The sequence below is a fragment of the Candidatus Pseudothioglobus sp. Uisw_086 genome, from assembly GCF_048085745.1.
Classification (GTDB): domain Bacteria; phylum Pseudomonadota; class Gammaproteobacteria; order PS1; family Pseudothioglobaceae; genus Pseudothioglobus.
On the sequence record NZ_CP159803.1, the window covers coordinates 1085519 to 1110217 of the forward strand.

General features: G+C 35.1%; 22 protein-coding genes and 1 tRNA gene. 3 read left to right on the forward strand and 20 right to left on the reverse strand.

Annotated features, from left to right (window positions below; translation table 11 throughout):
- The 12 genes from ABXT49_RS05425 to ABXT49_RS05480 all read right to left on the reverse strand — a co-directional run bounded on the left by ABXT49_RS05425 (position 1) and on the right by ABXT49_RS05480 (position 13928).
- The gene (locus tag ABXT49_RS05425) at positions 1-1533 is read right to left on the reverse strand and encodes a 2-isopropylmalate synthase (RefSeq protein WP_416651003.1); all 1533 of its coding nucleotides are present in this window, start codon (positions 1531-1533) and stop codon (positions 1-3) included.
- A gap of 173 nt (positions 1534-1706) precedes the next feature.
- A complete protein-coding gene (pssA, locus tag ABXT49_RS05430) occupies positions 1707-2474 on the reverse strand; it encodes a CDP-diacylglycerol--serine O-phosphatidyltransferase (protein WP_416651005.1) in 768 nt (255 codons plus the stop codon).
- Positions 2475-2511: 37 nt separating this feature from the next.
- Entirely contained in the window at positions 2512-3516 is a 1005-nt protein-coding gene (gene ilvC, locus ABXT49_RS05435; RefSeq protein ID WP_416651007.1) for a ketol-acid reductoisomerase, read from the reverse strand.
- Positions 3517-3531: 15 nt separating this feature from the next.
- Positions 3532-4017 carry an acetolactate synthase small subunit gene (gene ilvN / locus ABXT49_RS05440; protein WP_416651009.1) on the reverse strand — a complete coding sequence of 162 codons (486 nt, stop codon included), beginning with the start codon at positions 4015-4017 and terminating at the stop codon, positions 3532-3534.
- 3 nt (positions 4018-4020) lie between these two features.
- The gene (gene ilvB, locus ABXT49_RS05445; protein WP_416651011.1) at positions 4021-5754 is read right to left on the reverse strand and encodes a biosynthetic-type acetolactate synthase large subunit; all 1734 of its coding nucleotides are present in this window, start codon (positions 5752-5754) and stop codon (positions 4021-4023) included.
- Between the two features lie 142 nt (positions 5755-5896).
- Positions 5897-6808: a UDP-3-O-acyl-N-acetylglucosamine deacetylase gene (lpxC, locus tag ABXT49_RS05450; protein WP_416651013.1), complete on the reverse strand. Its 912-nt coding sequence runs from the start codon at positions 6806-6808 to the stop codon at positions 5897-5899.
- Between the two features lie 3 nt (positions 6809-6811).
- On the reverse strand, positions 6812-8026 hold the full coding sequence (gene ftsA / locus ABXT49_RS05455; protein ID WP_416651015.1) for a cell division protein FtsA: 1215 nt from the start codon (positions 8024-8026) through the stop codon (positions 6812-6814).
- A 46-nt stretch (positions 8027-8072) separates the two neighbouring features.
- Complete coding sequence (dusA, locus tag ABXT49_RS05460; protein ID WP_416651017.1) at positions 8073-9050, reverse strand: tRNA dihydrouridine(20/20a) synthase DusA; 978 nt, start codon at positions 9048-9050, stop codon at positions 8073-8075.
- Positions 9047-9520 carry a CinA family protein gene (locus ABXT49_RS05465; RefSeq protein ID WP_416651019.1) on the reverse strand — a complete coding sequence of 158 codons (474 nt, stop codon included), beginning with the start codon at positions 9518-9520 and terminating at the stop codon, positions 9047-9049. Before ABXT49_RS05465 ends, dusA begins: the two co-directional genes overlap by 4 nt.
- Positions 9520-12045: an aminopeptidase N gene (gene pepN / locus ABXT49_RS05470; protein ID WP_416653537.1), complete on the reverse strand. Its 2526-nt coding sequence runs from the start codon at positions 12043-12045 to the stop codon at positions 9520-9522. Before pepN ends, ABXT49_RS05465 begins: the two co-directional genes overlap by 1 nt.
- On the reverse strand, positions 12033-12827 hold the full coding sequence (locus tag ABXT49_RS05475; protein ID WP_416651021.1) for an undecaprenyl-diphosphate phosphatase: 795 nt from the start codon (positions 12825-12827) through the stop codon (positions 12033-12035). Before ABXT49_RS05475 ends, pepN begins: the two co-directional genes overlap by 13 nt.
- A 9-nt stretch (positions 12828-12836) precedes the next feature.
- Positions 12837-13928, reverse strand: a complete 1092-nt coding sequence (locus ABXT49_RS05480; RefSeq protein WP_416651023.1) for a class I SAM-dependent methyltransferase — start codon at positions 13926-13928, stop codon at positions 12837-12839.
- An 85-nt stretch (positions 13929-14013) separates the two neighbouring features.
- On the opposite strand from ABXT49_RS05480, the gene ABXT49_RS05485 reads away from it, so the two are divergent.
- The 3 genes from ABXT49_RS05485 (at position 14014) to aroE (ending at position 18192) form a co-directional block, all read left to right on the forward strand.
- Positions 14014-14733, forward strand: coding sequence for a pteridine reductase (locus ABXT49_RS05485; RefSeq protein WP_416651025.1), 720 nt, complete (start codon positions 14014-14016; stop codon positions 14731-14733).
- Positions 14734-14994: 261 nt separating this feature from the next.
- Positions 14995-17373 carry an Rne/Rng family ribonuclease gene (locus ABXT49_RS05490; RefSeq protein ID WP_416651027.1) on the forward strand — a complete coding sequence of 793 codons (2379 nt, stop codon included), beginning with the start codon at positions 14995-14997 and terminating at the stop codon, positions 17371-17373.
- 6 nt (positions 17374-17379) lie between these two features.
- A complete protein-coding gene (gene aroE, locus ABXT49_RS05495; protein ID WP_416651029.1) occupies positions 17380-18192 on the forward strand; it encodes a shikimate dehydrogenase in 813 nt (270 codons plus the stop codon).
- On the opposite strand, the gene pdxH is transcribed toward aroE, so the two are convergent.
- The 8 genes from pdxH to ABXT49_RS05535 all read right to left on the reverse strand — a co-directional run bounded on the left by pdxH (position 18173) and on the right by ABXT49_RS05535 (position 24689).
- On the reverse strand, positions 18173-18808 hold the full coding sequence (pdxH, locus tag ABXT49_RS05500; RefSeq protein WP_416651031.1) for a pyridoxamine 5'-phosphate oxidase: 636 nt from the start codon (positions 18806-18808) through the stop codon (positions 18173-18175). The genes aroE and pdxH overlap by 20 nt on opposite strands.
- A gap of 10 nt (positions 18809-18818) precedes the next feature.
- A complete protein-coding gene (gene ubiM / locus ABXT49_RS05505) occupies positions 18819-20033 on the reverse strand; it encodes a 5-demethoxyubiquinol-8 5-hydroxylase UbiM (RefSeq protein ID WP_416651033.1) in 1215 nt (404 codons plus the stop codon).
- Positions 20034-20060: 27 nt separating this feature from the next.
- Positions 20061-20690 carry a tetratricopeptide repeat protein gene (locus ABXT49_RS05510; protein ID WP_416651035.1) on the reverse strand — a complete coding sequence of 210 codons (630 nt, stop codon included), beginning with the start codon at positions 20688-20690 and terminating at the stop codon, positions 20061-20063.
- A gap of 61 nt (positions 20691-20751) precedes the next feature.
- Positions 20752-22011, reverse strand: a complete 1260-nt coding sequence (gene msrA, locus ABXT49_RS05515) for a peptide-methionine (S)-S-oxide reductase MsrA (protein ID WP_416651037.1) — start codon at positions 22009-22011, stop codon at positions 20752-20754.
- 157 nt (positions 22012-22168) lie between these two features.
- Positions 22169-22891: a hypothetical protein gene (locus tag ABXT49_RS05520; protein WP_416651039.1), complete on the reverse strand. Its 723-nt coding sequence runs from the start codon at positions 22889-22891 to the stop codon at positions 22169-22171.
- A gap of 76 nt (positions 22892-22967) precedes the next feature.
- A tRNA-Val gene (locus tag ABXT49_RS05525) sits at positions 22968-23044 on the reverse strand.
- Positions 23045-23057: 13 nt separating this feature from the next.
- Positions 23058-23762 (reverse strand): orotidine-5'-phosphate decarboxylase, encoded by a 705-nt coding sequence (pyrF, locus tag ABXT49_RS05530; RefSeq protein WP_416651041.1) that lies wholly within the window; start codon positions 23760-23762, stop codon positions 23058-23060.
- A gap of 78 nt (positions 23763-23840) precedes the next feature.
- On the reverse strand, positions 23841-24689 hold the full coding sequence (locus ABXT49_RS05535) for an SGNH/GDSL hydrolase family protein (RefSeq protein ID WP_416651043.1): 849 nt from the start codon (positions 24687-24689) through the stop codon (positions 23841-23843).
- Positions 24690-24699: the final 10 nt, after the last annotated feature.

The following is a 24699-nucleotide window of genomic DNA, read 5'->3' on the forward strand; positions in this document are numbered from 1 at the left end:
TCAAATCTGCGGATGAGCTCTCTCAACATTTGTCATTACTTTGTTAAGAGCATTGACATATGCTTTAGCGGATGAAGTAATAATATCAGTATCAACCCCCTGTCCATTTACAATTTTCCCTTCATATTCTAAGCGAACATTGACTTCTCCAAGAGAGTCGGTTCCTTGAGTTACATTTGTTACAGAATACAATTGAAGCTTTGGATCAATATCAACTAATGAAAGTATTGCGTTAAAAGTAGCATCAACTGCGCCAGATGTTTTAGCTGAAGCACTTTGCTCATTACCATTTATCAACAGTGTTACATCTGCAGTATTCTCTTTCCCAGATTCAGCAGATACTTTGAGTGAAATTAAGTGAATTGTTTCGGATGATTCAGTTTGGGCATCTGAAACTAAAGCCTGAAGATCTTCATCAAAAATATCATGTTTTTTATCGGCTAAGGTTTTAAATCTAGCAAAAGCATCATTTAGAGCCTTATCGGAATCAAAATCAATACCTAATTCTGTAAGTCTAGCTTTAAAAGCATTCCTGCCAGAATGTTTACCAAGTACTAATGAATTCTGATTCCATCCAACATCCTCTGCCCTCATGATTTCATAGGTTTCTCTATGCTTAAGGACTCCATCTTGATGAATTCCAGCTTCATGCGCAAAAGCATTAGCTCCAACAATAGCTTTGTTTGGTTGAACAACAAACCCAGTAATGGAAGATACTAATCTAGAGGCAGCAAGAATACCTGTAGCATCAATATTTGTATCTAGCCCAAATACATCCTGCCGAGTTCGAACAGCCATTACAACCTCTTCAAGAGAGGTATTCCCAGCTCTTTCTCCAAGCCCATTAATAGTGCATTCAATTTGTCTTGCGCCATTTAAAACTGCAGAAAGTGAGTTAGAAACTGCAAGACCTAAATCATTATGACAGTGTGCAGAGAAAATTGCCTTATCAGAATTTGGAATTCTCTCAATTAATTCTCTCATTGTTTCACCAAATTGATGAGGTATATTGTATCCAACTGTATCTGGAATATTAATTGTTGTTGCTCCAGCATTAATAGCTGACTCAATTATTCGGCAGAGAAAATCAATATCTGAACGACCAGCATCTTCCGGACTAAACTCAATATTATCAGTAAACTTTGTTGCTCTTTTAACAGAGCGAACTGCTTGAGTGACAACTTCATCAGGTGTCATTCTTAGCTTCATCTTCATATGAATATCAGAGGTTGCTATAAAAGTATGAATTCGAGCAGAATTTGCACCTTTAATTGACTCTCCTGCGCGATCAATATCTTTATCAAGAGCTCTTGCTAATGAACACACTGTTGAATCTTTCACGGCTTTAGCAACTGCTTGAACAGCTTCAAAGTCACCTTGAGATGCAATTGCAAAACCAGCTTCAATAACATCAACTCTCATTTTTTCTAAACTTTTAGCGATACGAACTTTTTCATCCTTGGTCATAGATGCACCAGGTGATTGTTCTCCATCTCTAAGTGTTGTATCAAATATTATTAGTTTTTCGGACATTAATTGCTCCTTTTTATTTTACGAATTTTATCTTAAATTTTAGTGATAGACTTTCGTCTATTATGATTATTATTGCCTTACGGCAATAATCGCAACAAAGCAAAGAGCTTGCTTAGTGAAAGTAATGTGATTGAATTAAGGTTCTTAATCATAAGTGAAGATTATAAAGCAACTTAAGTTGTCTTAATCTTTTTTTTCTCAATGCGCCTTTTATTAATGCCAATAATAGTAATAAATGGACCTGAGAGCAAGTATAGAAAAAATCCAGTAAATAAAACAATATTAGGCTTGTAAAGAAGCACAATTAAACTAAGAACAATAGCTAAAAGAAAACGAAATGATGCTTTTTTTGAATCCAATTCTTTAAAACTGTAATACCGAACATTACTAACCATAAGAAGTCCACAAATAATTGTTATTACAGCACCAAGATAGTAGCCTATGTAACCTATTGAAATTACGTCCGAATCAAAGAAGGCAAATGCCCAAATTTTAAGCCATATCATTGTAGCTATTACGCCCGCAGCAGCTGGTGAAGGGAGCCCTTGAAAATAGCGCTTATCAGCAGAGCCTACTTGCGTATTAAACCTAGCGAGACGTAAAGCAGCACAAGCTAAATAAACAAAGGCTGCAAGCCAGCCAAATCTTCCTAAACCAGAAAAACCCCATAAATAAACCAGAAGAGCTGGAGCCAAGCCAAAAGAAACAAGGTCAGCTAAAGAATCATACTCCGCGCCAAAAGCACTTTGAGTATTTGTTAACCGAGCTACTCGCCCATCTAACGTGTCCCATAACATGGCAACCATTATTGAAATTGCTGCGATTGTAAAGTCACCATTAATAGATGCAATGATAGAATAAAACCCAGCAAACAAGCCAAACGTTGTTAACACACTTGGCAATATGTAGATTCCTCTATTTCTTGGTTTTTGTTCTGTCATTGCTAATTAAAATAAAGCTGACAATATCAAAAATTAATTAGTTTTTAGTCTGATCTACTAATTTATTTTTTGCAATCCACGGCATCATTGAGCGCAAGCTCTCACCAACCGTTTCAATTTGGTGTTTGCGCTGAACATCACGACGACCAGGTAAATCACCAACATTTTTAATAAACTCTTTAGCAAAATCACCACTTTGTATTTCACTTAAAATTTTCTTCATTTCAGCTTTTGTTTCATCAGTTACTATTCTTGGTCCTCGAGTAACATCACCATATTCAGCAGTATTTGAAATTGAGTAACGCATATTTGCAATACCGCCCTCATACAACAAATCAACAATAAGCTTTAATTCATGAAGGCACTCAAAATATGCCATTTCTGGCTCATATCCAGCTTCTACAAGTGTTTCAAATCCAGCTTGGACAAGAGCAGTAGTTCCTCCACATAAAACAACTTGCTCACCAAATAAATCTGTTTCAGTTTCTTCTCTAAAACTCGTTTCGAGTATTCCAGTTCTTCCACCGCCAATTGCTGAAGCATATGAAAGAGCAATTTCTTTAGCATTACCTGTTGCATCCTGCTCAATTGCTATTAGATCTGGTATACCTCCACCTTTAACAAACTCAGAGCGAACAGTATGTCCAGGTGCTTTTGGAGCAATCATAATTACATCTAAGTCTTGTCTTGGAACAATCATATCAAAATGAATATTAAGGCCATGTGAAAAAGCTAAAGCAACCCCCTGTCTCAAGTTAGGCTCAATATTTTTTGAATAAATACTAGCCTGAAACTCATCTGGAGCCAATAACATAATAACATCTGCCCAAGCACTCGCCTCTTCAACAGACATAACGCCTAATCCAGCCTCTTTAGCTTTAGTAGCCGAAGATGAGCCTTCTCTAAGGCCAACAACAACTTCTACACCAGAATCCTTTAGATTATTTGCTTGAGCATGGCCTTGAGAGCCATAGCCAATAACTGCAACTTTTTTATTTTGAATGATTGAAAGGTCTGCGTCTTTATCGTAATATCTATTCATTTTTTGTCCTTAAATTTAAATTAATTTTTTTCCTCTGGAAATCCCGGTGACCCCAGTCCTTGAAATTTCAATAATGCTTGAAGGATCAAAAGCATCCAAAAATGCATTAATTTTCTTTGTCTTTCCTGAAACCTCTATGGTGTAAACTTTATCTGAAACATCAACAACCTTACAGCCAAAAATTTCTACCAATTCTTTTATATTAGCACCCTCTTTTGAGCTTGAAGAAATCTTGGCCAATAATAATTCTCGCTCCACATGATCCTGACTAGTTAAATCGCTAACCTTAACTACTTCGATTAATTTATTAAGTTGTTTAACAATTTGCTCTAAAACTCTATCGCTTCCTGAAGAAACAATGGTCATTCTAGACAAACTTGGGTCATTTGTTATTGCCACAGTAAGAGACTCAATATTAAAGCCTCGCTGAGTAAAAAGACCAGCAACTCTTGAAAGCGCTCCAGCCTCATTTTCTAGTATCACTGAAATAATGTGTCTCATAAACTATACCGCGTTAAAGTCAGTTTCATCTTTTGAAACCATTTCATCTCTTCCTGCAAGCAACATATCACTGTGCCCTCCACCAGCAGGAATCATTGGGAATACATTCTCTGATGGGTCAGTCACAATATCAAGAAAAACTGTTCGTTCTTTTTGATTAAATGCCTCAATAAGTGCAGGCTTCAAATCTTCTTCTTTTTCAACCCTTATGCCCATATGACCATAACTTTCTGCAAGCTTTACAAAGTCAGGTAAAGCATCCATATAAGACATTGCATAACGCTTTTCGTAAAAAAACTCCTGCCACTGCCTCACCATTCCGAGATAGCCATTATTAAGATTAATTATTTTTACTGGCGTCGAATATTGAAGCATTGTTGAAAGCTCTTGAAGCATCATCTGAATACTACCATCACCTGTAACGCATGCTACGTCTTTATCAGGCATTGCAAGTTTAGCACCCATAGCTGCTGGAAGCCCAAAACCCATAGTTCCTAAACCGCCCGAATTAATCCATTGCCTAGGCTCATCGAATAAATAATACTGTGCAGCCCACATCTGATGTTGCCCAACATCTGAAGTAACGATTGCTTTTCCTTTGGTAACCTCATAGAGCATTTCAATTACTGTCTGCGGCTTAATAACTCCAGAAGATTTTTTATAGGCTAAGGAGTCTACCTTTCTCCATTCTTCAATTTGAGACCACCAATTAGAAATGTCCTCAAGTTTTTTATCTTTCATCTGATCAATTAGAGCCTGAAGAACTTGCTTCGTTTGCCCAACAATTGGTATATCAGCCACAACATTCTTTGAAATTTGTGATGGATCAATATCAATATGAATAAATTTTGCAGTAGGACAAAATTTTTCTAAATTTCCTGTAATTCTGTCATCGAATCGAGAGCCAATAGCAACAACGCAGTCAGAACCATGCATTGCCATATTAGCTTCATAAGTGCCATGCATTCCAAGCATTCCAAGGGACTGCTTATCAGTCATTGGATAAGTACCTAAGCCCATAAGAGTTTGAGTAATGGGGAACCCAACCATACGTGTAAATTCACGAAGCTCTTTAGAGGCATTACCAATAATGCACCCACCACCAGCGTAAAGAATAGGCCTTTTCGAGTTAGCTAGCATTTCTGCAGCTTTTTTGATTTGACGACTACTAGCTTTAATAGTTGGCTTATATGAACGCATCTCAATAGTTGCAGGATATTCTTCAACTTCCATCTTAGCAATTGTTATGTCTTTAGGAATATCTATTACAACAGGGCCAGGTCTTCCTGTAGTGGCAATATGAAAAGCTTTCTTAACAGTAGAAGCAATTTCACTAATATCTCTAATAAGAAAATTATGTTTAACACATGAGCGTGTAATTCCAGTTGCGTCAACTTCTTGGAAAGCATCCATCCCAATTAATGGAGAAGGCACTTGACCAGAAATAACAACCATTGGTATAGAATCCATATGAGCGGTAGCAATACCTGTCACAGCATTAGTAATTCCAGGGCCTGAGGTTACCAGAACAACACCGGGCTTTCCATTAGATCTTGCATAGCCATCAGCACCATGAGCCGCGCCTTGCTCATGCCTTACTAATATATGGCTAATCTTGTTTTGCGCCTCTAAGGCATCATAAATATGAAGTACGGCTCCGCCGGGGTAGCCAAAAACATACTCCACCTCTTCTTTCTGCAAACAATCTATAAGAATTTCAGCGCCGTTCAATTTCATTACTAATAACTGTAATTTAAAAGTTTTTGATTATACCCAAAGAATCAAAAGCAAAAAGACTTCGTTTTTAGCAGTTTTTGCTTTTAAGGCGCTGAAAAATGGGATTTATTATTATAAAAAAAAGAGCAATCCTAATTACAATCTATAGATCGTTTTGCCAATCCTCCGAGTAGTAATGTATTGGAGAGTTGCCCTCTTCAAAAGTTTCGATTTGAAATGCGTTAGGCTGAGATAATATAGCTGATAATAACTGATCGTTAAGCATATGGCCTGTTCTATAACCCTCATAATGACCGATAACATTTCCACCTAATAAAAAAAGGTCACCAACAATATCTAAAATTTTATGCTTTACAAATTCATTATGATAGCGCATACCATCTTCATTGAGAATGTCATCATCTGAAAGTGCTATGGCATTATCAATACTTGCCCCTAATGCAAGATTTTGCTTTTGCAGCATTTGAACATCTCTTTCATATCCAAATGTTCTAGCTCGTGATATCTCTTTAAGATATGATTGCTCAGCAAAATCTATTGTAAGTTTCTGGCCACTTTCTTTAATTTTTTTATGTTCAAAGTCAATCTCTAGCGAAACCTTGAACCCATGATGTGGAGAAACTTGTGCCCATGATTGGCCATTTTCTACTCTGATAGTATCCTTAATAACAATAAATCTCTTATGCGAATCTTGTTCTTCAATGCCAGCTGACTGAACTAAAAATATAAATGGAGCAGATGATCCATCCATAATCGGCACCTCAAATGAATCTAACTCAACTAACAGATTATCGACGCCCAAAGCAGAAAGTGCTGACATTAAATGCTCAATAGTTGAAACTTTAACACCTTGACTTTCAAGTCCTGTTGACAAAACAACTTCATTAACAAAAGCACTATGTGCATGAACCTGCCTTCCACCGGCATCTAATCTTTTAAAAACCACTCCATGGTCTGGAGCTGCAGGAATTAAAGTTAGATTGACAAGCTTCCCACTGTGAATACCAACACCACGAGCTTTCACTGTTTTTTTAATTGTTCTTTGCTTAACCATAAATCAAAAATTTCCTACAATAACTTTTTTTAATTTATCCATAACACTTTGATCAGTTTTAGACAATGCAAGTACATTATTACTCAAATCTTCCTCATGCAATAAGAGGCCTATTGCGCCTGTATACTTATAGTCTGTGAGTATTGTTTCTAAGCCAGAAACTTTTGAGCGCTGGATTTGGCCTATTTTAACTCTTTTAGAAAAAAAATCACGCACAAGTTCTAATATAGAATTAATTTGAGCTCCACCTCCACATAGAACAAAACCAGACCTGATAATGCCATTTAAGTTATGGTACTTAAATTCATTATTTAATAATGTAAAAATTTCTCGATACGCCTCTTCAATAACTTCTGATAGCTCTAAACTAGAGAGGTAATGGTCTTCTTTATTTTGGGTGAAATGAATCAATTTATCTTCTTTTAGAGTTGATGATTTTGCAATACCATAGTTTTCCTTAAGCCTTTTCGCCTCTTCAAATGAAGTATCAAATGCATAAGCAATTTCTTGGGTAATCTCATCCCCTCCTGAGTCTATTACCCCACTCCGAACTATTCCCTCTTCATTAAATACCGAGTAACTTGTAACTCCAGCACCTATATCTAAAATGCAAATCCCACTGTCTTTATCTTCTTGTGATAACACTGCATGAGATTTCGCTATGGAGTTAAGGACAATCTTTTCAGCTTCAAGGTCACTCTGCTCGAGGCAGCGCTCGATATTTCTTATACTAGAACTAGAAACGGTCACAATATGAACTGTAGATTCCAATACTTCTGCCTCCATCTCAATAGGATTATCAACCACCAAAGTTTCATTAATTGTAAATTTCTTTTTTATGATATGTAATTTTTCTTTATTGGTTGGGGTTGACTTTGCCATGGCAGACTCAAGAACGGAATCCAAATCTTTTAATGTAACAGCTTCATTTATTGAAACCTTACCCTTTCCATCGGAGCATGTTAAATGAGTATCTGAAATATTAATGCGAGCTAAATCAACCTTATACCCAAAATCTTTTTTAGTTTGCTCAATTAATTTTGTAATTACTCTTGCAAGAGAGTCAATAGAAAATAAAGAGCCTTTTTTCACTCCATCAGAGGAGCAAAAATTATGTGCAATAATTCTAAGATGGCCAGATTCTTCTATATCGGCAGCAAGAAGAGCAATCTTCTCAGTACCAATATCTATGCTTGCTACAAAATTATTACCTGCCATATGAAATTATATAAAAAGAATTTTTATTAAAAATTTTACCAAACTATCAAACACTTTTAACCACAGTTAAACTATTTTTTTTAAATTCTAACCAATCATTTAAATGTTCTAATTCGACAGTTTTACCGCTCAACAATCTTCTAAACAACTTAGCATTACTTTCCCCATGATAAAGGCCCAATATGTGACGAGTCATCGACCTCATTGGGACTCCAATTTTAATTTGCTGCTTTATATAAAGCATATATTTTTTTAAAATTTGCTCTCGATCTAGAAGATTTTTTTTGGTACCGAAAATTTGCTCGTCTACCTCTCTTAATAAAAAAGGATTATGGTAGACCGACCTTCCAAGCATTACTCCATCAACATACTCAAGATGATTTTTAACTTCATTACAGTTTTCAATGCCGCCATTTATAGTTATTTTTAGTTGAGGAAAATCTCTCTTTAACTGATAAACCCAAGGATAATTTAAAGGCGGTATAGTTCGGTTTTCTTTTGGACTTAAGCCTTGCAGCCATGCTTTACGGGCATGAATTATAAAGTGCTGACAGCCCTTGTTATGAATGCGCATTATAAAATCTGAAAGCTGTTCATAATTTTCCATATCATCAATTCCAATTCGGCTTTTAACTGTCACAGGAATATCACAATTTTCAATCATACTTTCAACGCATGAGGCAACCAAATCTGGCTCTTTCATTAAACAAGCACCAAAACTACCTGAAAGGACCCTATCTGATGGGCATCCAACATTTATATTAACTTCGTCATAACCCCACTCCTGAGCTATGAGTGCACACTTAGCCATTTCAGAAGGGTTGCTTCCTCCAAGCTGAAGTGTCAGTGGATATTCTTCTGCATTAAAGTCAAGTAAACGGTTTTTATCACCGTTCAAAATTGCCTTTGCAGTTATCATTTCTGTGTAGAGCTGAGTGTTCTTACTAAGCAATCGATAAAAATATCTGCAGTGTCTATCAGTCCAGTCCATCATTGGCGCTATAGAAACTAATGAAGAGTTCATGAGATTTTTGAAGAAAGCTCAACCAAAGCGAAAGCAATACTCTGTGAAACAATATCTGATCTCGAGCCTGAAAAAAATTGAGTAGTTGTTGTTACGTTTCCATCACAGAAAAAACCAATACAAACCATACCAACTGGTTTTGACACAGAGCCCCCAGAAGGACCGGCAATGCCTGTTATTGAGATAGCTAAATTACTATGTGATCTTTGACCAGCACCTGTAACCATTTCATGAGCAACTTTTTCACTTACAGCGCCATACATCTCAATAGACACAGGATTTACCCCAAGCATATCAATTTTTGATTGATTACTATAAGTGATAAAGCCGCAATTAAAATATGAAGATGCCCCTGAAATTGAAGTCAAAGAACTTGATAATGAGCCCCCAGTACAAGATTCAGCAACAGAAATTGTTAAGCCCTTTGAAACAAGAAGTTCAGATAAGTGCTTTGCCTTTAAGTAAGACATTAATCGCCCTCCCTTATTGCAGTATGAACAATTTCATAGACATCGTCTGACAACTTTTTTTGGCTTATAATTGAGTTAAGCTCACTCTTTTGAAGAGCAGAATACTTACTTGTAAATCGCCTCCAGTGATTAAAAATACCCACAAATCTTGCTGCAATTTGAGGATTCATACTGTCTAACTTAATAATTATTTCACTTAATAGCTGGTAACCATCTTTACAATGAAACTGGATACTATTTCGGCTAAAAGATCCAATTACGGATCGGACTCTATTTGGATTAGTCATTGAAAATAATTCATGCTTCATAAGCTCTCTAATATCTGCAACAGAAGCAATAGATGAGGCACATTGAGCGCTAAACCACTTATCCATTACCTGTGCATCTGACTTATGCTGCTTATAAAATCTTGAAATAACCTCATCACGATAAGGGTTTGAAGAATCTAATAAACACTGAAAAGCGCTAAATTGATCTGTCATACAATCTGCATTATTATATTGTGCATATGCTAAATCATACTCACCTAGCTGAGACAAATAACTTAAACATTTGTTTTTTAAAGCCCTCTCACCAACCGACTTAGAAGATAAATCAAAGACTTTTATATAGTTTAATTTTTGATATGTTTTTAGAAAAAGTACTTTAAAGTTATTAGCAATAGAGAGGCTAGATTTTTTACGTTTATGGCTCACCTCTTGCACGTCAATTTGACCAACATGTTGATGAATGATTTGCTCTGAAGGTAAACTTATCATTTCAGATAGTAGCGCAAAATCTGAGTCATTATTGAAAATATTTTTAATCATACTAAACAATTCTTTTTCTTCAACATGCTCTGGGTTGAGGATATATTCAAGCCATAAGCTTTGAGCGCTATCCCAACGATTAAATGGATCACTATCATTTGATGAAAGAAAAATTTTCTCACTGGCTGAAAGATTAGAATCAAACTTAATAGGTGCTGAAAAACCTCTAAACCAAGAAGGCGTTGGCTTACTCTTAATATTTTCAAATGTAATAGTTTTTACAAGCTCATCAATCAAAATCATTCCTGACTCAATCTCTTTACCATCATCTGCTAATAATCCAAATTTATTTGGAATTAGAAAAGGTGCTGATTGATTTTTTTGAGTAAAAGTAGCACTATAAATATTTAGCTCAGAGTTATACTCATCATCCACACTTACCTCAGGTGTTCCTGACTGACTATACCAAGACATAAAATTATCAAAATTAAAATGGTTAGCATCAGCCATACTTGCAACAAAATCATCTATCGTAACTGCCGAGCCATCATGACGATTAAAATAGAGAGTCATTCCTTTTTGAAAGCCCTCTTCTCCTAAAATTGTATGAATCATTCGAATAACTTCTGCGCCTTTCTCATAAACCGTTGCAGTATAAAAGTTATCCATTGCAATATACGACTCTGGCCTTACTGGATGAGCCATTGGGCCAGAATCTTCAGCGAATTGCCTTGTCTTAAGCTCATTAACGTCAGTAATTCTTTGAATTGCCCTAGAGCGAAGATCAGAGGAAAATTCTTGATCTCTAAAAACAGTTAACCCTTCTTTTAGACTTAGCTGAAACCAGTCTCTACAAGTTACTCTATTTCCAGTCCAATTATGAAAATACTCGTGGCCAATAATAGACTCAATTCTAATAAAACTTGCATCTGTTGAAGTCTCTTGATTAGCAAGAACACAGTCTGAATTAAAAATATTAAGACCCTTATTCTCCATAGCACCCATATTAAAATCATCCACTGCAACAATCATGTAGATATCCAAGTCGTAAGAAAGGTTAAACCTCTCCTCTTCCCATTTAAATGATTTTTTAAGGGACTCCATTGCAAAGGAAGTTTTATGCATATTATGAGGCTCTACGTATAACCTTAAGTCAACCAATCTTCCTTTTGAAGTTACAAAGCTATCTTGAAGGAAATCTAATTTACCTGCAACTAAAGCAAATAGATAACAAGGCTTTGGTGCTGGATCATGCCAAATAACTTGTGAAGCACTTTCTTCGACCAAGTTTCCATTACTAAGAAGTACTGGATAATGGCTTCTGTTAGCTGTTATCTTAGTGGTAAATACGCTCAATACATCTGGCCTATCAAGATAGTATGTAATTTGCCTAAAGCCCATAGCCTCACATTGGGTGCAGAAATTTCCACTGGATTGGTACAAACCATTTAGATCCGTTTTGCTTTCAGGATGAATTCGAACTTTCACCTCTAAAATAAAGTTATCAGGTGGATTTATTAGAAATAAGCCATCATTTTTTTGCTCATAATTAATACTTAAGCCTTCAATTTTTATTGATATTAACTCAAGAGACTCCCCATTTAAAAAAAGCTTATCAATTTTTTTATTGTTACCAGGATTTTTATAAAAAGAAATGCGTGATGAAACAATTGTTTCAGTTTCACCAAGGTCAAAGTCAAGCTCTGTGGTTCTTATGAGATGAGAGCTTGGTTCATAATCTTTGCGATAAATAGGCTGTGGCGTTAAAGTAGAAATAATAATCCTCCTAATAGAATTCTATAAATGACAAATGGTAAAAAACCAATTCTTTCAACCAGTCGAATAAAAAAGACAATTGTAAAATATGAAGTAATCAAAGCAACTACAAATCCAATAAAAAGAAGGTCCCAATCAACTTGACTTTTGTCTTTTACCAAGTCAAAAGTTTTTAATAAAGTTGCAAGTGCAATAACAGGAATAGATAAAAGAAATGCATACTTTATTGATAGAGCTCTTGAAAGGCCAATTAGTAAAGCCGCAGTAATAGTTATTCCTGAGCGTGACGTTCCAGGAATTAAAGCTAGGGCTTGAAAGCAGCCCACAATTAGGATATCAGAGCCATGGATATAGTCTCTACTTTTTTGAAATGTTCGATGCAGCCAGTCTGAGAAACCTAGCAGAAGTCCAAAGAATATAGTTGCAAAGGCAACTACTTGGTAACTTCTTAAATTTAACTCGATTGACTCTCTAAATAATAAACCCACAATGCCAACTGGTATTGTTCCTAAAATAATGCCCCAGGCAAGCATTGACTCCCCTTGCGTTTTTCTGGTTGCAATTGAGTCATAAAAGTCTTTAGTTAAAGACACCAATGAAGAGCGGTAGTAAAAAATAATTGCACATAAAGTGGCAAAATGAAGAACAACATCAAAAGCTAACCCTTGATCCGGCCAATCTAAGAATTTTGGAAGTATTACTAGGTGCGCCGATGAAGATACGGGAAGAAATTCAGTAAGTCCTTGTATTAAAGCTAGAGTAATTGTTTGAGTAATATCCATCTCTTGATTTTAAAGCTTATTGGTAAGATCTTGCTCTTTGAAACCATCTAATTTTACTGGTTGTTTTTTAGATAAAGCCATCACTTTAAAAACCTCACCCATTGCCCCTGGCAAAACTAGTTGCTTAACCTCTTGAGCTAGTTTGATTCTAATTTCATTATCCTTTTCATCCAATAGATACTTTTCAATACCCAATGAAATTAAAAACATTGCTTGCGTGCAATATCCAGAAATTTCAAAACCAGCATCAACTGCACTTTCAGCAATATCTGAAAAATTAACCGATGTTGTTATATCTTGATAACCAATATTACAAAAAGGATCATCACTTGATTCATGATTAAAAAAACACTTTAGAGTTCCGTCATTGCGCTGAGGGTGAAAATATTCAGATTTATCCATACCATAATCAATTAATAGAACTGTTCCCTCAGAAATAAAGTCATAAAGCGACTTAATCCAAGCGATAGACTGAACATTTATTTCAGTAGTGTATCCTTCCTCTTTAAGATCAGGAAGAGATGTTTCAGTCCTAATATAAGGCTGAGTAAACTTTTTCCATTGAAAATTCTCATTTTGAAAATCAACCCCTAATTCCACAAAATAGCCCTCAGAGAACGTTATTCTTTTTGCAGGAATAGCATCAAGAATTTCATTAGCAATAACAACACCTTTAAAATCTTTTGGCAGCTCAGTTAGCCATTCAACCCGATTAAAGATTTCAGGTAAAACTTTTTTAATAGTTTGCATCTGCCTGTCTTTAAGTTGGGCACTTAATTCGATAATATAATATTTTCCAGGAAGTGAGCTTAGCCTGCCTAATTCAAAAAGAATTTGAGCAGCAAGCACTCCACTCCCTGCTCCAAACTCTAGAATATCACCATTATTAAGAACCTGCTTGCACTGTCTCGCAAGTGTATAGCCAAATAAGTCAGAGGTCTCTGGGGCTGTTATAAAGTCACCATGACGGCCAAATAATGTTTTATTGGATCGATAATATCCAAACTCAGAATGGTACAGGGCAAGATTCATAAACACATCAAAACCAATGGGTTTGTTATTATCTTTAATGGTTTTAGATATAATATCTTGAAGGTTCATATTAGAAATTATTTTATACTGTGAATTGACTTTATTCTCTCAAAAACAAATTTTACTTAATCAATTTAATTAACTAATAAAACCTATGAAAACAGCCTTAATTACTGGTGGAGCAGCTCGAATTGGAGCTCAAATAGCAAAAACACTTCACAAAAATAACTTTAATATAATTATTCATTGCAATCAATCAAAAGACAAAGCGCAATTACTTTGTGATGAACTTAACCTTTTAAAAGAAAAATCGGCAAAAGTAGTAGTAGGCAATCTTAATAACATAGACTCTATAAGTACAATTATTGAATCTATAGAATCAATAGACTTATTAGTTAACAACGCATCTGTCTTCTATCCTTTATCAGTTGACGAGAGCGACTCTGAAAATTGGGATAATATATTAGATGTTAATCTTAAAGCGCCCTTCTTTCTGTCAAAGGGACTAAGTCAAAAACTCAAATCTAGCGAGGGATCAATAATAAATATCATTGACATTCATGCAGACCGACCACTCAAAAAACATTCTGTCTACAATATTTCAAAAGCAGGTCTAAAAATGCTTACCCTTACACTTGCTAAAGAACTTGCTCCCTCTATCAGAGTTAATGGAGTTTCACCTGGCTCGATCTTATGGCCACAAGAAGGTGCAGAAATTTCTGAGTCAGATAAAAGTATTATGCTTGAAAGAATAGCCCTTAAAAGGCAAGGCTCTCCTCAAGACATTGCAGACACAGTGCTTTTTTTAGCAAACTCTAATTACCTAACGGGCCAAATAATTAATGTTGACGGTGGCCGTACACTCAATCAGTAAACAAATCCCCTTAGTCATAATGTGGTATAATTTGGTTGTCGATCATTTTTTTTCGACTAACAAGAATTTTTTTACAATTGTTTCAAACTAAAAAATAGAACTATTGTAACGAACTAATTTTTTTATGGGCTAATTGAAGCCACATACAAAACCTTATTTAGTAATTGATGAATTTTATTAATCAAACCTTTATTCCCATTCAATACGTAAGTATTGATGCTTTGTATGTGCTCAATAGTCCAGATATTATAGGACTTCATAATGAATCACATTTTAATCAATGCAACCCACAAAGAAGAAATTCGAGTTGCAATCGTCAAGGACCAAAAGCTTACTGGCCTTGATATCGAGACAAGCCTCAATAGAAAGACTAAGGGCAACATATACAAAGCAAAGATTTCTCGAGTAGAGCAATCTTTAGAAGCTGCTTTCGTCAACTATGGCAAGGACAAGCATGGTTTTTTACCCTTTAAAGAGATTTCTCCTTTCTTTTCTGATGGTGTTAAGCCTAAAGGCGATAAATTAACTATCAGTGACGTCCTTAAAGAAGGGCAAGACATTATCATACAAGTTGAAAAAGAAGAGCGTGGTAACAAAGGCGCTGCTCTTAGTACCTACATCAATTTAGCTGGTGCTTATATGATACTAACCCCAAACAACCCTAAAAGCTCAGGCATATCTAGACAAATTGGAGCATCAGATCGTCAAGATTTAAAAAACTTATTGCCAAGTCTCAATGTTCCTAAGCACTCTGGACTTATAATTCGTACTGAGGGTGCTGGGAGGGGCGTTAGTGAACTTCAATGGGAGATAGACCATCTAACTCAGCTCTGGAAATCTATTAAAACTGCAACTAAAAAGCAAGAGGATCCTTTTTTGATCTACCAAGAAAGTGATATAACTGTTAGGGCGTTGCGTGACTTTTTAAGAGAAGATACCGATAGTGTCATTATTGATGACTTAGAGACTTATCAAAAGGCTAGAGACTTTATTAGCTTTGTAATGCCGCATTACTTAGATAAGATTAAATTCTTTGATATTACAGAGCACTCTCTTTTTGCACATATGAGCATAGAGTCTCAAGTTAAGAGCGTCTTTAACAGAGAAGTTGCTTTGAGATCTGGAGCAACCATTGTGTTTGATCCGACAGAAGCATTAACAGCAATAGACATCAATTCTGCTAGAGCAACAAAGGGAACAAGTATTGAAGATACTGCCTATAAAGCAAATTTAGATGCTGCATCAGAAATTGCGTTACAACTTCAATTAAGAGATATTGGTGGTTTAGTAGTAATAGACTTTATTGATATGGCCTCAGAATCCAATAGAACAGCTATTGAAAAATTAATGGAAAAAGCTACAGCAAATGATAGGGCTCGCGTTCAAATAGGCTCAATATCAAGATTTGGACTTTTAGAGCTATCACGCCAAAGACTAATGAACTCTGTTGCTGAATCGACAGGAAAAACGTGTTCAATTTGTAATGGAAGTGGAACAAATCCAACTATTCCTTCACTATCTTTAAGAATTATTCGTCAACTAGAAGACAACTTAAATTCAAATAAAAATGGTGACGACATAACAATTCAATCCAGTGTTGAAGTAATAACTTATTTACTTAACGAGAAGAGACAAAACATAATTGAAATGGAAGATAAACATAATATTAAGATTACTCTTCTTCCAAATCAATACATGCACTTTCCTCACTTCACAATGAATAAACAAAAGGGTGATAAGAACTCTCATCATAAGAGTTTTCAAGGCGTCTCTAAACCTCAAGAAAACCCAAATGTAATTAATTATATTGATAAACCTGATATTCCTGCAATATCCACAAATCACCCGTCGACAAAGATGCCTGAAAAGAAGGTCTCATTTATGAGTAAATTATCTGAAATATTCTCTTCAGATAAAAAAACACCTACTCAATCAAAAACTAGTAAGCCTCAGAACAGGAATCAAAATAGAAACAGAAACCAAAATAGAAATCGAAACCAAAATAGAAATAGAAACCAAAATCAAAATACACAAGAAAATCAAAAAAGTACAACTAGTGAAGCTCAAAAAAATAGCTCCAATGAAGCTAATAATATCAAGGCTAATCAGAACAATCCAAACCAAAATAGAAATAGAAATCAAAATAGAAATAGAAATCAAAAAAATACGGCAAATTCTAATCAAAAGCCGACTGAGAATGTTGTAGCGAAGCCGACTGAGAATGTTGTAGCGAAGCCGACTGAGAATGTTGTAGCGAAGCCGACTGAGAATATTGTAGCGAAGCCGACTGAGAATGTTGTAGCGAAGCCGACTGAGAATGTTGTAGCGAAGCCGACTGAGAATGTTGTAGCGAAGCCGACTGAGAATGTTGTAGCGAAGCCGACTGAGAATGTTGTAGCGAAGCCGACTGAGAATGTTGTAGCGAAGCCGACTGAGAATGTTGTAGCGAAGCCGACTGAGAATGTTGTAGCGAAGCCGACTGAGAATGTTGTAGCGAAGCCGATTAAAAAGCCAGCCCGCAAACCAGTCAAAAAGGCCCCAACAAAAGCATCTATTAAAAAATCCGAAAATTCTGATAAAAAAGCTTCAATTAAGTCTGATTTAAAAAAGTCTGAAAATTCTGATGAAAAAGCTTCTTAAAAGTTTATGAACAAATATGCAGTAATTGGCAATCCAGTTCATCACAGCATATCTCCAATAATTCACGCCCAATTCTCTCAGGAGTTTGGGCTTGAAATTTCATATGAAAAAATACTTTCACCAATAGATGAATTTAAAGACACAGTAAAGAAGTTTATTGATTCAGATGGCCAGGGTTTTAACATTACTCTGCCATTTAAAATTCAGGCGCATAATCTATCAAAAACCTTAACACCAAATGCAAAGGCTGCTGGGGCGGTAAATGCTATAAAAATTGAAGCCAACACTTTGATTGGTGAAAATACTGATGGAAATGGATTAGTGAATGATTTTACAAATAATTTAAATCAATCCTTGAAAGGAAAGGAAATCCTAATTATTGGCGCAGGAGGTGCAACACAAGGAATTCTTAAGCCAATACTTGATTGTAATCCTCAAAAAATATTATTAGCAAACCGAACTAAAGAAAAATCTTTAAAGCTTGCGAGTAAGTTTCTAAAGTATGGAAAAGTTTGTGGCTTTGGATTGGACCAAATTAAATCCAAGCCAGTTGATATAGTTATTAATGCGACAAGTGCATCTATTGATGGAAATATCCCTAATATTCCAAAAGGTGTTGTTGAGGGAGCACTATGTTATGACTTAATGTATGGCAAAGAAACACCTTTCATGAAGTGGGCAAATGAAAATTCTGCTAGAAAAGTTAGTGATGGGCTTGGAATGCTCGTAGAACAAGCAGCACTCTCGTTTTCTTTCTGGCTAGGAAAAAACCCTCAAACTAAACCAGTAATCGAATTATTCAGGGCGAAAGGCGACTAATATCCCACCCATTATCTTTACGCTCGTATATGAGGCGATCATGAAGTCTGCTTTCTCTTCCTTGCCAAAACTCAATACTTCGAGGAACTACTCTATAACCACCCCAAAATTCAGGAAGTGGGATCTCTCCATTAGCAAATTTTTTTTTCATTGCTGCAAACTGATCAACCAAAATTGCTCTGGAGGATATTTTTGATGATTGTTGAGATGACCATGCACCAATTTGAGAATCTTTTGGCCTCGAAGAAAAATATTTTAAAGATTCTAACTTTGTAATCTTCTCAACACTTCCAATAATTTTGATTTGCCTTTCTAGGGCAAGCCAAGGAAAAAGAAGAGCAGCCTGGGGATTGTTTTGAAGTTGTTTTGATTTTTTAGACTCGTAGTTTGTGAAAAATACAAAGCCCTTATCGTCAAAAAATTTAAGAAGGACGGTTCTAATTCCTATATAGTCATCTGACGTAGCAAGACTCATTGCACTCGGCTCAATAATATTAGCTTCTATAGCCTGGTCAAACCATAATGAAAACTGTTCAATTGGATTATTTTTAAGGTCGCCTTTTACGATACCACTTTTGAGATATTCTTTTCTTAAATTGCTTAAATCACCTGTCATATAATTTCCTTCAAAATGGGATTAAATTACTTTTTTTAGATTCTGTTAGATGCTTTGTGATAAGGGACTTGACTGGAGGAAATCGATCTGCAAATTTTAAGACTAACTTTCTAACTTTTTTAGCAACGGCATCATCATTAGTAAACAAGGAAACAACGCCATTTGTCCCAAAATACATCAATCTAGATAAATGTATTTGTTTATTTTCAAATTCCTTTAAAACTGAGTCTGAACCAATATCATTACCATTTTGAGCAGCCTTAATAACTGCGTGTGAGAGAATGTCTTGTCCCCTTAGACCTAAATTAAAACCATGCGCTGTAACTGGATGCATTCCAACTGCAGCATCGCCAATTAAAGCAAAACGAGTAGCTCTAAATTTTTGAGCATAAACCCCAACTAAAGGATAAGAATGCCTTTTACCAATTTGTTTCATTTCACCTAAAACCCCATTAAAGCCATCACTAGCTTGTGCACAAAACTTCGTCTCGTCCATATTTAACATTTCATCTGCCTCATCAGTTGGAACTGTAAGAACAACAGATGATATATTGCCATTTAAGGGGAGAAGCGCTAGGGTATGGCCATAGTTAAAGCACTCAAGAGCAGTTTGATTATGAGACTTTTCATGAGAGACTCTTGTAATTATCATTACCTTAGAGAAGTCTTTCATCGTTGATGATATGCCCATCTTTCTCCGTATTTCTGAAAACCGACTATCTGCAGCAACTATAAGCTTTGAATTTATAGTTTTACCATTTGAAAGAGTAATCTCAGCATTAGAAGAACTTGTATTAAGAGAGTCAACTGCTAAATCATTAATAATAGTTATGTTATCGGCACTTGATGCTTTTTGATACAAAGCAAGCCTGATTAAATTATTTGGAACAAGATATCCAAGAGCATCAATTGACGTTTTATTTGCTTCAAAATTTAATAATGATTCTGAATCACCATCAAAAACTTTTGCCTCCCTAAGTGGACTGACTTTGGCCTGATCAATGAGACTCCAAACACCGAGTTTTTGTAGTATCTTTAATGAATTATGAGTTAGAGCAGTTTCCCTTCCATCTGGCTTAGGGTCTGAAATCGAAATATGCGGCGATTTTTCGACAACAAGTATTTTTTGATCCTGATTTGCTAATGAACAAGCAAAACTTAGTCCTGCTGGCCCTGCACCAATAATTACCACATCATAAACATTGTTAGAATTATTATTTTTCATAGTATTTAACTGTGCGAACTGAGCGTATTAGTTTTCTACTTTAGACTCATCAATTTTTTTAAGCCAATAGGCACTTTTTTCAAGATTTTTTGCAGTTCCAATGCCCTCTTGATACATCTGTGCAACTTTAATTTGAGAGTCTAAATTATCATTCCTTGCAGCTTTAAGATAGTATTCATAAGATTGCTCAAAATTCTGTGGTACCCCTTCTCCAGCCTCATACATTTGTGCCAAATTATGTTGAGCATCTGAATAACCTTGATCCGCAGACAAACTAATCCAGCTAAATGCTTTAATAAAGTCAATATTTACACCAGCTCCAAGATAATAAATAGCCCCCAAAGTATATTGCGCTTTTGGATGAGACTTGTTTGCCGCATCTTGGACATATTTAAAACCTTTAGTGTCGTTTTGAATAACACCTACACCAGTGATATACATTATTCCAAGAGCAGTCATTGCATTTAAGTCACCTGTTTTAGCACCTAATTCAAATGCTTTAAGGGCCTTTTCATAATTTTTTTGTTCTATTAATTCAATCCCTCTTTCATACAAACCATCTTCAGCAATCGCTGGAGATAGCAATAAAAAAGAAAAAGATATTATTAATAAGACTTTACTTAAAGAGAGGTTGAATAATTTAGCTGTATTGATCATTTTTGATTTAAATAATATTGTTTTTGAAATATTATAATTATTTTACAGTTTTTTTTAGATTCTAAACATCACCTCTTGCGACAAACTCTAAAACAGTTGCATTAATACAGTACCTTGGCATTCCGTCAGGACCATCATTAAATACATGGCCCAAATGAATATCTGAGCTCAATGATCTAACTTCTGTGCGTCTCATACCATAACTAAGATCAATCACTTCATAAACCTCGTTACGCACTGGCCTTGTAAAGGACAACCAGCCAGACTTTGAATCAAATCGGTCTGCGGTATCAAAAAGAGGTCTTCCAGAAAGCTTATCTATAAAAATACCGTCAGGCGTATTCTTAAAAATTTCATACTGTTTGCAGAATCTTCTATCTGTGCCTTCATTAAATGCAACATTGAAAGCATCAGAATCTTTACCTAATTTAAATTCACCCAATGCTTTATAAAAATCATCAGAAGACATAATTCCTTGATGCGCCCATACCTCCTTTCCATTCTCTATTAGAAAAATAGTAGGTGTAGCCCATGTCTCTGTAATTAGCTCAAAGCCATTCAATGACGATGCTGGAGCTGATCTTAGTGGAATAGTTCCCTTGTATTTTGAGGTTACTAGTTTTTCGAACTCAAGACAAAACAAGCAAGTACCTTCTACTTCAGGGCCAATAACAACAATTTCTTTTCCACCTAAGGGTGATATATCTGCAACCAATGATTCTTTTGGAACTTTCTCAATAAAAGTAACACCAGTAGAATGATCAGGGCAGTAGCCATTCGGATTTCTCATTAAGTAATCCTGATGGTAATCTTCAGCTGGCCAAAATTTCTCTAAAGCTGCCATCTCAGTCATAATTTCACCATAACCTTTTGCTGTTAATAGCTTTTGATAAAGTTGACCTGTCCTATTTGCAATTTCTTTTTGTTCATTATTAGTCCAATAGATTGCAGAACGGTAGTTATTTCCAACATCATTACCTTGTCTATTTAGTTGGGTTGGATCATGAATCTCCCAAAAATTTTTCAGCAATTGTTCTGTGGAAACTCTGTCGGTATCATAAATAACTTTTACAGTCTCTGTATGATTAATTAAAGTATTCTTTTGGGTTGATTTTTCTTCGTTAGATAACCCAATATTTTTCAAAACAGAAAGAAAACTTTCACTCTGAATTCTTCTATTATTGAGAACATCCTGATAGGTTGGATTCTCATAATTTCCACCAGAGTATCCTGAAACAACATCTACAACACCTTCGATATTTTCAAAGTTTTTTTCAACACCCCAAAAACAACCTGCAGCAAAAAAAATTTCTAAAATCACAAAGACACCTTCTTTTTTTGAAAAATATTAAATTAATTCTACACTTTATAGGTGAATGTCAAGTGTTTAATAGGTGAAGAATATCTAAACTATTAGTGCATTAGATTTAACTTTTAAGTTGAAATTATTACTAATAAAAAAAAGGAGTAAAACTGAACTAATTAGCAATACTGAGATATCCCAAAACATAGGATGAAACTATGTTAACTTTAGTCGAAACTTTTTTTGAATTAACTTCTAAAGTAAAACCTTTTTCAGCATTACTTTTCAAAAACTCATCACTTAAACTTAACTCCATTATTTCTCTATATTCGCAACTTGAATCAGTACATTTAGATGCATCCGTAGAGAGAAGATTTATTTCAATTTGATCATCTTCATCACAACGCCATTTATCACAAAAATTAGAAGAATTATAGCTTCTCCAGTTTTTTGACGAGTACAAAATCGACAGTCTGATCTTATGCTTCATTACCTCATTATTATTTTTCACTCCATAAAGAAAGTAATTATGCCTTTCATTTTCATTATCAAAGAAGCCACTCTTCTCAGTTTTAAAAACTTCAGCTCCTGTAAAAACTATCTGTCCATCTGAGTCAGCATTTGAAACTTTAACCATTTCGGCATATTTGATAACATCCTCTGCCTCAATGCGTAATTTATTTTTTAGTTCTTCAGATTTTTCGAGTTTTTCGATTACAGCTAAAACTAATTCTGGATCTTGTAGTTTTTGAGCAGCACTGAGATTTTCTTTGTGTGTAAGACCAAGAGAAATTATTTTTTCTGCTTCAGATTCTGACGAAGGGAGATCTGTAAGCTGAACATATGAACAGCCCACTAAACCAAGTGATATAAATACGACTAGTAATATTTTTTTCATGATTTTAATTATATTTTAATCTGTTTATTATAAGTAATAAATACCAAAAAATTGAATTTAAAGAGGTAAATAATTCTGGTAGTCACGGTCAGATTTGAACTGACGACTTCCACCTTGTCGAGGTGGCACTCTAACCAACTGAGTTACGCGACTATTAAGTGAAGAATTATACTGCTTCAAAAGTTGCACGTATAATTTTTTGAATTCTAGAAGCTTCATCATAACGGTTCTCTGCATTTCTAATTGGCCTTCCAACTACAATATAATCAGACCCGCTCTTAAAAGCCGTCGCTACATCGACTACTCGCTTTTGATCATCATCATTAGCTACTGGACGTATACCTGGAGTAACAGCAATAAGTTTATTATCAACATATTCACGAATGTATGGTACCTCTAAACCAGAGGAAACAATTCCATCACATCCAGCCTCAAAAGCTCTTTTAGCTCTAGAAATAACTAAATCTTTAACATTGCAATCAAACCCAAGATCATCTAAGTCACCTCTATCCAAGCTTGTTAAAGCGGTTACAGCAAGGATCTTTAAATTATTTTTATTCTCAGAAGCCTTTTCCATTAGAGCTTGATTACCATGAATAGTTGCAAATGTTGCCCCATAGTCGCTTAGTCTGGCAATTGTTCTACCAACAGTTTCAGGGACATCAAAAAATTTTAAATCAACAAAGACTTTTTTGTCTCTTGCTATTAACCAGTCTAGTAATTCAAAATATTGGCCTGTCATTAGAAGCTCCATACCAATTTTATAAAAGTTAACACTATCATCAAGCTCTGTGACAATTTTTTTGGCTTCTGCAACTTCAGGGACATCTAATGCAAAGATTAAACGATCTTCAATTTTAATATCTTTCATGAGTTTTTAATAATTTAAAAAAATAAAGCTATTACAGTAAGTTTATGACTATCTTTATTATATAGATAAGGGTAATAACTAGACTGAAGAAATGTATTTTTTAGTCGCATTAAATAAAATTTTTGCAGCACGTTCATCCAAATGAATTTGATCAAATAGCAGCCATTGTCCTTTTGACTTAGCTATTTCATCCCATGACTTTTTAAAAATATAGTGGTGCATCATTCCGCCATAAATTCTTCTAATAATTGGAAGTGAGTTTGGATCATAATCACTTTTAACTGGGTAAGTTCTTTTAGATAAATCATCCCATAAAAGTTTTGCAACTGGAATAAGGTTAATATTTTTATTATTTGCTGTTAACTCTATGAAGTCATTAAATTTTCTTACATGCTCATTAATTGCAGAATCTTTATTCTCACCAATAGGTGGAAGTGTGCATAAGGCAATTTTTGATGTCCCGTTTAGTTTATCAAGAAGTTCGGGTAATAATTTCTGATAGTTTTCAAAAGTTGGAATTTTGGGCAATTTATTATTCGACTTGTACCGCTCCCCTGACTTTTTGTTGAAAGAAGCCATTACATCATTCGACCCAATCATCAGGATTATTATGTCAGGACCACAATTTATAATTGACTCTATTCTCTTATTTACTTGCCAAACCACGTCTCCATTAATGCCTTCATTAAGGACTGTATCTTCTGGATACTCATTACGAAGGCTTTCAACCCAGCATTCTCCAATATTTCCATGTGTTAATGAGTCTCCAATACAGGCTATAACTCGCCCCGATTTTAAAGATAGGTCCTTAGACAGATCATCAGCTCTTCCTTTTGGAGGGGTTGCTGCTATTGATGAAACATATAAAAAAGCAACTGTAATTAAAATTACAGTTGCTATTAATAAATATAAGATAAAGAGATGCACTAAGGCTTAG